The sequence below is a fragment of the Larkinella sp. VNQ87 genome (assembly GCF_049445795.1).
Lineage (GTDB): Bacteria > Bacteroidota > Bacteroidia > Cytophagales > Spirosomataceae > Larkinella.
Genome location: NZ_JBMSDT010000025.1, coordinates 50,141 through 58,859, shown reverse-complemented (window position 1 = coordinate 58,859; position 8,719 = coordinate 50,141). Strand labels below are relative to the sequence as shown.

Below are 8,719 nucleotides of genomic sequence, written 5' to 3'. Positions count from 1 at the left end.
GTACTTCAACTAAACCTATCGCTGATCGCGATTGCGCTTCAGAGTGTCTCAATCTCTTCTCCGTCAGACTGGTACTTCAACACCCTCAATTTCTGCGATTTCGAACCGTCTTATCTGTCTCAATCTCTTCTCCGTCAGACTGGTACTTCAACTGATTTCCGAAAGATTCATAGGAATCAACACATCACGTCTCAATCTCTTCTCCGTCAGACTGGTACTTCAACTTCACGGACGAATTCTTGAAGCACATCGATATGATGTCTCAATCTCTTCTCCGTCAGACTGGTACTTCAACCGCAAGGTAGGGGTAAGTCATTGAAAATAAAAGTGGTAGATGCAATTTCGCGCTGGTTCGAAACCCGGTTTTTATGCAACTGATTCATACGGGGTCTATACGTTTCCAAACGAAAGCAGGAAGGATTAGAATTGTTGCAGATAGGCAGTATTGATCCAACTGACAGGCTCACAGGTATCGGGCGATAGCAGAGCGTTCTGGTAAGCCGTCCGGAGCACACTCAACTGGGCGTCGTCGGGGTCGAGCACAAAATCGGCAAAAGCCAGTTGCCCTTCGATCTGTTGCTGGTACTGGTCGAGCCAATCGGTGGTGGGGCGGCCACTGCGGTAATGAATTTCGAGCAGGTACTTCAATTTGCCGATTTCGGCCAGGGTTTCATCGACAAACGCCGGGGGGAGCACCACCCGCGTTTCGGTCAGGTCGAGGCCGGTAACGGTTTTGCGGGTGCCGGGCGAGCGGACGGCAAACTTTTCTTCGTTGAACACCAACGCATGGGCAGCCGCCAGTGCCCGGATTTCCTGCACATCGTGCGCCGTGAACGGTTCGTCGGCCGAAAAGGTCAGGTCGTCGGCAAACCGGGTGTACACCCAGCCACGCAGCCGGGCCAGTTCGCCCAGCGCCCGATCGAACCCGATGGTGGCCAGGTTCGACAGAACCGGCGACGTAGGGGCACCCATCGGCAGCCGACCCGTGTAGGTGGTCAGTTGAGTCAGGAGTTCGGCCAGTTCGTCGTCGAAATCAAATAGTTCCTGTCGGAAGAGCCGGTAGACTCATTCGCTGTCGATCTGGTGGAAAAAATCCTGAAAATCGGCATTGAGCATCCACGGATTGCCGAGGTGTTTGCGGGCGTTGGTCAAAATGTTGCGTTCGTCGGGATCATCTTCGACTGCAATCTGAAAACCGTACGCTGCGGGGGTTCTGCGCAGGTAGTAAACGGCCTGCAGGTAGCGGTTAAGCGCTTTCTGGACCTGTTTCAGATGCGGCTCCGGGTCTTCTACCAGCCGGTATTTGCCGTTTTTCTTCGGTACCCGGAAGGTGTTGTAGTGGGGCTGAACGGCCAGGAGTTGCACTTGGTGCTTCTGCACCCCCAGCAACCGACAGAGACTTTCGGGATGGGTCAGTTGATGGAACTGGCGTGCCAGCCAGCGAACTTTTTTCAGCGTGTAGTTCATGCCGGTTTTGTGAAAAGGAATACAGGTGCCGTTCGCTTTTGCAGAGGAACGGGTTGCTCCATAAAAACGCTTTCTGTTTCAATCTCTTCTCCGTCAGTCAGTTACTCGTACCGCAGCCATAGCTAAACAGATGGGAGTCAACGCAAAGTCTCAATCTCTTCTCCGTCAGTCAGTTACTCGTACCGCTGACGCAGAAAAGAAAATCAAAAGTTTGACAGTCTCAATCTCTTCTCCGTCAGTCAGTTACTCGTACCTTTCTTCTCGCAGTGGCATCGTGCCAACAAAAGTGTCTCAATCTCTTCTCCGTCAGTCAGTTACTCGTACCCTGAAATCGACAAGGCTGAAGCAGCCAAATTTGGTGTCTCAATCTCTTCTCCGTCAGTCAGTTACTCGTACCGCGCTGGAATTCTACCTATACCGTCTATAGCAAAGATGTCTCAATCTCTTCTCCGTCAGTCAGTTACTCGTACCCGCAGGGTGGGAGTAAGTTGTTGTGTATCAGCGGGAAAGGGGGTGTTTTGCGCTGGTCCGAAACCCGGTTTTTATGCAATTGATTCATACGGGGTCTATACGTTTACAGAATGAGGGTATTCACTTCGTGACAATGATACGGCCAGTCGGGAGGATCGTTGCCCAGCCAGACGGTTTTGCGGGCGTAAGCATTGGCGAGCGGCATCAGCAAAAACCGGTTGGTAGCCGGGTCTTCCGGTTGTAAAATCCGCTCGATTTCCAACATCAACCGCGTCCATAAGCCATCGTCCATCGTTCCGACAAAGACGGATTCCTGGATGCGTTCCAACCCGTGCGCCAGCAGCATTTGTGCCACTTTCGTCCGCACCTTCGTGTTTTCCAAATCATAACAGGCTAAATATAACATAATTACGTGGGAAGCGGAAAAATTTCGATGTGTTGTTTCAATTCGGTCGCATAGCGGTAAATGCTTCCTTTTCGGGAGGTTTGGTAGGTGTGAAAGGGTTCGCGGAGCATCAGGTAGTCGTTCCATTTTGGAATCAGAAAACGCTTGCCTTCCCGGTTCAGAGTACACCCCTTTTCCGGCCGGGTATCCACAAAATCAGCTTGCCATTCCTGATTCAGGCAACGTTCGATCAAAAACCGGTCGGCCCAGGGCCGGAACGGTTCGATGAGGTCGAAGGCCAGCGTCGGGGCGTTGTACTGATCGACGTGGAACAGCCCAAGGTAGGGGTCGAGCCCGGCGGCCCACAGCGCCTGTTCGACGGTTGTGTACAACATGCCATACAGGTAATTCAGGGCCGCATTGAAGGGGTCGGTGGCGGGTCGGCGGGTGCGGGTGTCGAAGTTGAGGGCTTCGGGCAGCGCAGCGGCAATGGCCTGCCAATAGGCACGGGCGCGATTGCCTTCCTTGCCCAGGAGGGTGGGTCGGACGGCCGCAAGGGGCAGGGCTTGTTCGGTTTCAGGCAAGAGATCGGCGGGGGCGAGTTGCGCCAGGGCGTCGGCGACCGGTACCGCAGCGGTTTTCCGGTGGTTGCCGAGCCAGCGGAGCAGTTCGGCCTGCTGGTGGGCTTTCAGGGCAAACAGTTCCAGTACCCAGGCCGTAGCCGCCGGGCTGTCGGCAAAGTAGACTTGTTGTCGGCGGAGGGTTGCCAGGTTGCCAAACCGGGGACTATGCAGCGCGGCTTTGGGATCGCCGGTTTCGCTGAAGAAATAAACCGGGATGTTGTGCTGAGCGGCCAGCCGGATGGCCCCCGATGAGATCAGGCAGGGCTGGGTAACGGCGATGCTGCTGATGCGGTGGGGCGCGATCATCCGCTCGGTTTCGTTGTGCCGGATGTGAAAACACCGGTTCCGAAGCCGGACGACGAGGCCACGGGTGTCGAGCAGGAGTTGCATCAGCACGGAGCGGAGGGATGGAGATCAATAAATTTTTACGATAGCCGCCAGATTAATGTTGTCTTTGCCCTCCCTTACCTGAATTCGAACGGTTTGCCCGGGCTTTAATGGGCTAGCATAGATACACTCCACCGAAACCTCCTTCACCTCCGACCCGCCAGTGGCTAACCAGACTTTGCACCGGTGGCGGGTTTTGGTGTTCGGGACCGGCTCCAGGTATTCGGCATCAAGTTCGGCCCCCAGTTTAATTTTCCCTTTGTAGGGTTCAATGGTTCTTTTGGGTTGCGTTTCTTTCAGTTGTGTTACTGGGGTCGGATAAGCAGGTTCTGAATCGTTGGGTAAGGTTGCGAGCTGGCCGTAGCCGACATTGGTTTTGGCTCCGATTCCGAAGTCGAGTAAGATGAGCCGAAAAAGCCGCCTTTTTTCTTCGGGAGAAAGGATAACCGAATTCCGCAGTTCGAACTGAAATTCAAAGACAACCTTGGGTAATACTTTCAAAAACTGAATGGGAGTCGGATCGCGGAAAGGATCAAGATGACGTAATCGTCGATCGGTGTGTTTGTGGGGAGTGATGAAGTCGCTACCCAGCAATTTTTTATCCTTACTTTTGACCTCCACCACAAAGGCATCATGAAATCCATCCGACTCATAAGTACTTATTTCTTTATGAGGAAGCTGGTCGAACCCGGCTTTACTGGTTGGGACGCTTATTTCTTCGGGTAACAGAATTCCTTCAAAAATCGCCCATTCCAATCGAAATAATTCCGCCGGGTTGAGCATATGCCCCTGGGTTATATCTTTTATACGCTCAATGAGGTATTTTTCCAGACTGGCCGCTTTTTTCAGATTCAGTTCTTTGATGCGGAGTGTTTTTTCAGAGAAAGCCAGTTGACGAAGTCGGTTAGGGAAGGCAGCGCGCAAGGCTCCTTTGATCGTAGAGCCAGGGAGTAGGGGTTGACCTGTCGTATGGTCAAAACTAAATCCAAGTTTAAACTCGCCCAGGGCTTTCGTTTGATGGGCCACTCCACTTCCGGTTACCAAACCGGGGTAAACTGTCATAAGCTGAAACCGCTGTTCAGCATGGGGTTGCCGGAGTAAGCTGGCAGCTTCGGCCGAAAAAACAACACGGGTCAGTTCGTTATTTTGCTGTTGATAAAATGTTGTCTGGGCATCACCATCGGTTTTCGTTCGGTCTATCCGGGGATTTTTCAGGCGTTGCTGCCTGAATTCGTCTTCTTGCCGCCGGTCCAGTTCCTGAAAATCGTAATAGTTTCGATAAAAATACCAGCCTAAATTTTTCATGCTTGCGGAGACGTTTGTGGTTGAGAAACAGGTTTTGGAAACGTTCGCAAAGCCAACTTGAGAGCCACTATGGCTTCTCGCAAGTCGATCTCAATCTCCCGCAAATCAGTGCTCCCAAGGTCGCGCAAATAAGCAAAGAGTGTCTGGGGAGGTGGCTGCGGGAGCATCCGCTTCAGTGCGTCTACGAGTTTGGACCGATCCTGCTGCGCCTGGCTATCGCTATTCTCAAAAAACGCAACGGCGGGTAACAGGCCCGATTGAATGCAGGCAGCCGCAAAAGAGGCTATATAACCCGTAAACTCATCCGTAACCGTTCCGTCGGCGTTGGGAATACGGGCTTGAGTAATGGCTTCAATAGCCTGATTGATTCGCGCGGGCGTAAGGGATGTTCGCATGGTCAGGGGCGGGTTTGGAGTTTGGAAAATGCCAGCAGGCCTTGTCCAATGCTGGCATTGGCCCCTACCTGGACTATTTTCAGGTTATCAAAAAACCAATCATCATAGATAGTTTTGTCCTGTGGCTGAATCAGGGCATAAAACCGGGTTTGACGGGGCACCATCTCTTCGTACCAGAGGTTGACACTGCGACCATCCTGCAAGGCATTGCGGGCCACAACGGGCAATTGATTCAGGCCACATATCCGCTGACTGAAGTCGGTATCATGGAATAAAACGAACCCCTCGTTGCCGGTCAACCACTGAGGCAGTGTGTGCGTATTTGGCGCTAATTGCGTCAGAATGTCCCGGTGTTCAACCTTACGTCCTGCCAGCTTCGGGGTGAAAACAAAGGGCTTCCCTACGGCCGGTTCTTCCCTAATCAGATTCTGAATGGCTTGTTCATCGACTAACTTGATTTCAAAGAGCTTTGCGAAGGACAGAAAATCGGCCAGCAAACGGGGAGTGCTGGCATGTAGGAAGAGTTCTTGATTGGTCCGGACCGGAAACGTGAGCAGGTGGGCACCGTAGAAGCGATAATTGCCGGCGTCGTCGCTGTTGCCAAAGGTTTTCTTTATTTCATCTTTTTTGTGAACGTCTTCTATTTTAATGAGTTGATCACGAACCTTGATGAGGTGTGAAAAATACTCCTTTAACGCTCCTTTCAATCCGGATTCGTGAATGGTGGGGTATTTTGTCAATACATCCCTCTGGACAAGGTTGTCGATAATGCCAAAATTGGCATCGCCACTACCAACGTGGAGATTGGTATGGGCCGTTAGTAAAAAAAGGGTTGGGGTCATGGTTCGATGCGATAATGATTCATGCCAATTTGTTGCAGGGCAGGTTGGTCAAGTAATTCTTTGAGTTGAATCAGGTTCTCTTTTTCTGATTTAGGATATAAAACCGAACCACGAACCAGAACCGATAGCCGATGACTTTTGCGTTGAAAAGCCGTTTTGTATCGATGGGAGTCAGTATGAATAGCCTGGCTCATGTGCCGAAAGTCGCCTGTTTCCGCAAACGCGTACGTACAATGATCATAAATTTTTTCGGAAACAAACGTATCCGAAAGCAGTACGATTTTCTGTATGGATTCGGAAAGGTCGAGTTGCCGGTATTGGCTGTAGTCTGTCCAGTCGGCGGTTTTGATTTCAAGCCGGAAAGCTGACCGTTCGGCACCCAGCGTAACGATAGCAGGAGCAAGATTAATTTTCTGATGGGTACGAAACCAGAAGCCAAAGCCTTGGTTGGGCTGAACAAATTGGTAAAAATACTGACGAAATAAAGCACGGTTTTTCGTGGTATTCCCTCCTGGTAATTTTGGGATTTCCCCCCGGAGCGTTTTTTGATTACCCGTCCGGGCGTCAGAGATAAGAAATTCAGATTGAAACCGGCAAGATCCTGCCCCGTTTAGTGGTACCAAAAGCGGTGTTGCCTTGCTTTTATAATCGAAATTTGCCAGTTGGGGGGGGGGGAGAATTTTTAATACAAACCCATCGTTGCTCTGCTCACTAAAAAGAAATGCCTGACCTGCTCCCGACGAATAAGAAATTTGCACGGCTTCATTCGGTTTGTCTTTACTTGCCAAATCAAGGGGGGCAGCTCTGAAAGCTTTACTATTTTCAATGAAAAATACCGGAGACAACTCGGTGATATATCCGAAGTCCGCCGTACCCATACGCTCATGATGGAATCCTTCCGTGCCAATCGTTTCCGCTACCTGTTTACTGTTTTCAGCGGTAATAGGAAGTAACTTGTTACCTTGTCTCAGCAACTCATACCGCAGCATACCGAGCAGTGTGGTCTGCTGTGGAAATGGATTGGAACGGATCAGGTAGTTGACGTTACTTCCCTGTCCGAAAGTACGTTCATTCCCAAAAAAGAATTTACCCTGTGGAATGAGTCTGGCAAAGTAAGTATGAGAAGCATCAGTCATTTTCATCAGAACTATCGGGCTGGGTTAGAAATTGGGCCATTCTCAGCGAACTGTACACCGTGTGCAACGTACTTTCCCAGGCATTTGCTGAATTAGCCTGAAGTTTATACGTTTCGTGAATCGTTTGCCATACCAGATCGATAAACTCACGCATCTGATGATGAATAGCTTCATTGAATTGATTGTCGAAAAAGGCTTTTAGTTGACCTTCCTTGTTGGCAATTGCTTGCAATAGTGGGCTAAGTTCACGGATGCGGAATTGTACCGAACTCAGAAACCGTGCTTTTTCCTCCTCTTCTTCCTGTTTTACGGGTTTTGCAATCGCATCCAGTAAACTACACATTCGTTTAAAACTGCCATCAGCCTGACTGAATTGTTCACCAAAATATGAACCGCTGTGTTTAAGGAGTCGGAAGGCCACGGCGTTTTTTTGTCCCGTTTTAGTATCTTCTAATAGTTGTTTTGCGGTTTCCAGCGCTTCAAAAAGTGGATATTTATGATAGCTGATGGATATACCAAAAGAAAGAGTCGGACAATCGGGAATGTCGGAAACGGTGACTACTTTGGCTTTAAACTGCTCATAAATTGGTTTAATATCTGCCGTAAATTGCTCATGCAATCGATTCACTAAGTCAAATACGCTTTGACTTTTGTATAACACCGGAGCAAAAAACAGCAAGTCGTCACCACCCAAAAAGATAGCTCGTCCTCCTTGCTGGCTTATAATAGGAATAGCTTTTTGATTGAATTCAAAAAGAGCTTGCTGAAGGGAATTTAATAAAGCAGGCGTATGCAATCCCACTGCTGCCAGTGTTTTACCCATGTTGTCGCCATCGGCTTTAACAATGGCAATGTAACTGTGGTACCGGCGAAGTCGGTTTCTGGTTTCCCGGGCTTTTTTCCGAAGAAGCTCCAGAAGATTATCCTCTTCAGTCGGTTCTTCCTCATCTTTTCCCTTTTTCAGCCATTCATCCGTTTTCTTACGGCTTTCGTTCAAAGCGGATTGACAAATCGCCTGATAATCCAACCATTTTTCGCTTTCCAACTCACAGGTAGCGATTTCAATCAGAGAAGGAAACCGTCCGCCTGTGCCGAGATCTTGTTTCGCAACGGGGGTTTCGTGGATGGCTTGGAAAAGCATATCCAGCCAATCAGCCGATTCGACTCCAGCCAGAGTCGGCATAAATTCTAAAGCTGTCAGTATTGGATAACAGACTTCAACGGGGTTTTTACTAACCGGGACGGAGAAGCTTACCGCTCGCAGTTTCAAAAAGCGCCGAAAGTGCTGGCGGAGCGTTTCGGTATCCGGTAGTGGGGTAATTTCATGCCCTATCGCTCTTCGTTTCTGTTCAAGGGGTAAACGTTCATTAATCTTCCAGGTAGTTTGTTTATCAATCAATTCGGAAATAGCGGTATTGACAACTTCCAATAAAACGGACTCATCGCCGGCCTTTGCCTTTACAATAAGTCGATCCGGAAAAAGACCTGCTCCTCCATGCGGGTCAAAAATTTTACCGTCTGGGTCTAAATAGGGTATTACAAAAGAAAACCCTTTGTATGTAAGCTGACGACAAACCGAACGCATGAAGGCTGAGAAGAGAAAACTTGCGGCCCATAATCCCCGGGTCGAACGCGCCTTTTCGGATGCTTTTTCAATCGGGCCGATGGTAAGAGCCAGGTAGGTGGTGTTGGGAGAAGTCATCAAATG

General features: G+C 49.8%; 9 protein-coding genes and 1 CRISPR repeat array. All 9 genes read right to left on the bottom strand.

Annotation, left to right across the window (positions count from 1 at the left end; all coding sequences use genetic code 11):
• Positions 1 to 420: 420 nt before the first annotated feature.
• Complete coding sequence (locus ACO2Q8_RS28810; RefSeq protein WP_423348369.1) at positions 421 to 972, bottom strand: hypothetical protein; 552 nt, start codon at positions 970 to 972, stop codon at positions 421 to 423.
• 93 nt (positions 973 to 1,065) lie between these two features.
• The gene (locus ACO2Q8_RS28805; protein ID WP_423348368.1) at positions 1,066 to 1,467 is read right to left on the bottom strand and encodes a reverse transcriptase domain-containing protein; all 402 of its coding nucleotides are present in this window, start codon (positions 1,465 to 1,467) and stop codon (positions 1,066 to 1,068) included.
• A 78-nt stretch (positions 1,468 to 1,545) separates the two neighbouring features.
• A CRISPR array of direct repeats spans positions 1,546 to 1,940; the repeat unit is 36 nt; unit sequence TCAATCTCTTCTCCGTCAGTCAGTTACTCGTACCGC.
• A 101-nt stretch (positions 1,941 to 2,041) separates the two neighbouring features.
• Positions 2,042 to 2,344 (bottom strand): CRISPR-associated endonuclease Cas2, encoded by a 303-nt coding sequence (gene cas2, locus ACO2Q8_RS28800; protein WP_423348367.1) that lies wholly within the window; start codon positions 2,342 to 2,344, stop codon positions 2,042 to 2,044.
• 2 nt (positions 2,345 to 2,346) lie between these two features.
• Positions 2,347 to 3,336 carry a CRISPR-associated endonuclease Cas1 gene (cas1, locus tag ACO2Q8_RS28795; protein WP_423348366.1) on the bottom strand — a complete coding sequence of 330 codons (990 nt, stop codon included), beginning with the start codon at positions 3,334 to 3,336 and terminating at the stop codon, positions 2,347 to 2,349.
• Positions 3,337 to 3,360: 24 nt separating this feature from the next.
• A complete protein-coding gene (gene cmr6 / locus ACO2Q8_RS28790) occupies positions 3,361 to 4,638 on the bottom strand; it encodes a type III-B CRISPR module RAMP protein Cmr6 (protein WP_423348365.1) in 1,278 nt (425 codons plus the stop codon).
• Positions 4,635 to 5,033 (bottom strand): type III-B CRISPR module-associated protein Cmr5, encoded by a 399-nt coding sequence (locus tag ACO2Q8_RS28785; RefSeq protein WP_423348364.1) that lies wholly within the window; start codon positions 5,031 to 5,033, stop codon positions 4,635 to 4,637. Before ACO2Q8_RS28785 ends, cmr6 begins: the two co-directional genes overlap by 4 nt.
• 2 nt (positions 5,034 to 5,035) lie before the next feature.
• On the bottom strand, positions 5,036 to 5,875 hold the full coding sequence (gene cmr4 / locus ACO2Q8_RS28780; RefSeq protein WP_423348363.1) for a type III-B CRISPR module RAMP protein Cmr4: 840 nt from the start codon (positions 5,873 to 5,875) through the stop codon (positions 5,036 to 5,038).
• Complete coding sequence (locus ACO2Q8_RS28775) at positions 5,872 to 7,017, bottom strand: type III-B CRISPR module-associated Cmr3 family protein (RefSeq protein WP_423348362.1); 1,146 nt, start codon at positions 7,015 to 7,017, stop codon at positions 5,872 to 5,874. The genes cmr4 and ACO2Q8_RS28775 overlap by 4 nt, the downstream gene beginning before the upstream one ends.
• On the bottom strand, positions 7,004 to 8,713 hold the full coding sequence (cas10, locus tag ACO2Q8_RS28770; RefSeq protein ID WP_423348361.1) for a type III-B CRISPR-associated protein Cas10/Cmr2: 1,710 nt from the start codon (positions 8,711 to 8,713) through the stop codon (positions 7,004 to 7,006). Before cas10 ends, ACO2Q8_RS28775 begins: the two co-directional genes overlap by 14 nt.
• Positions 8,714 to 8,719 lie beyond the last annotated feature (6 nt).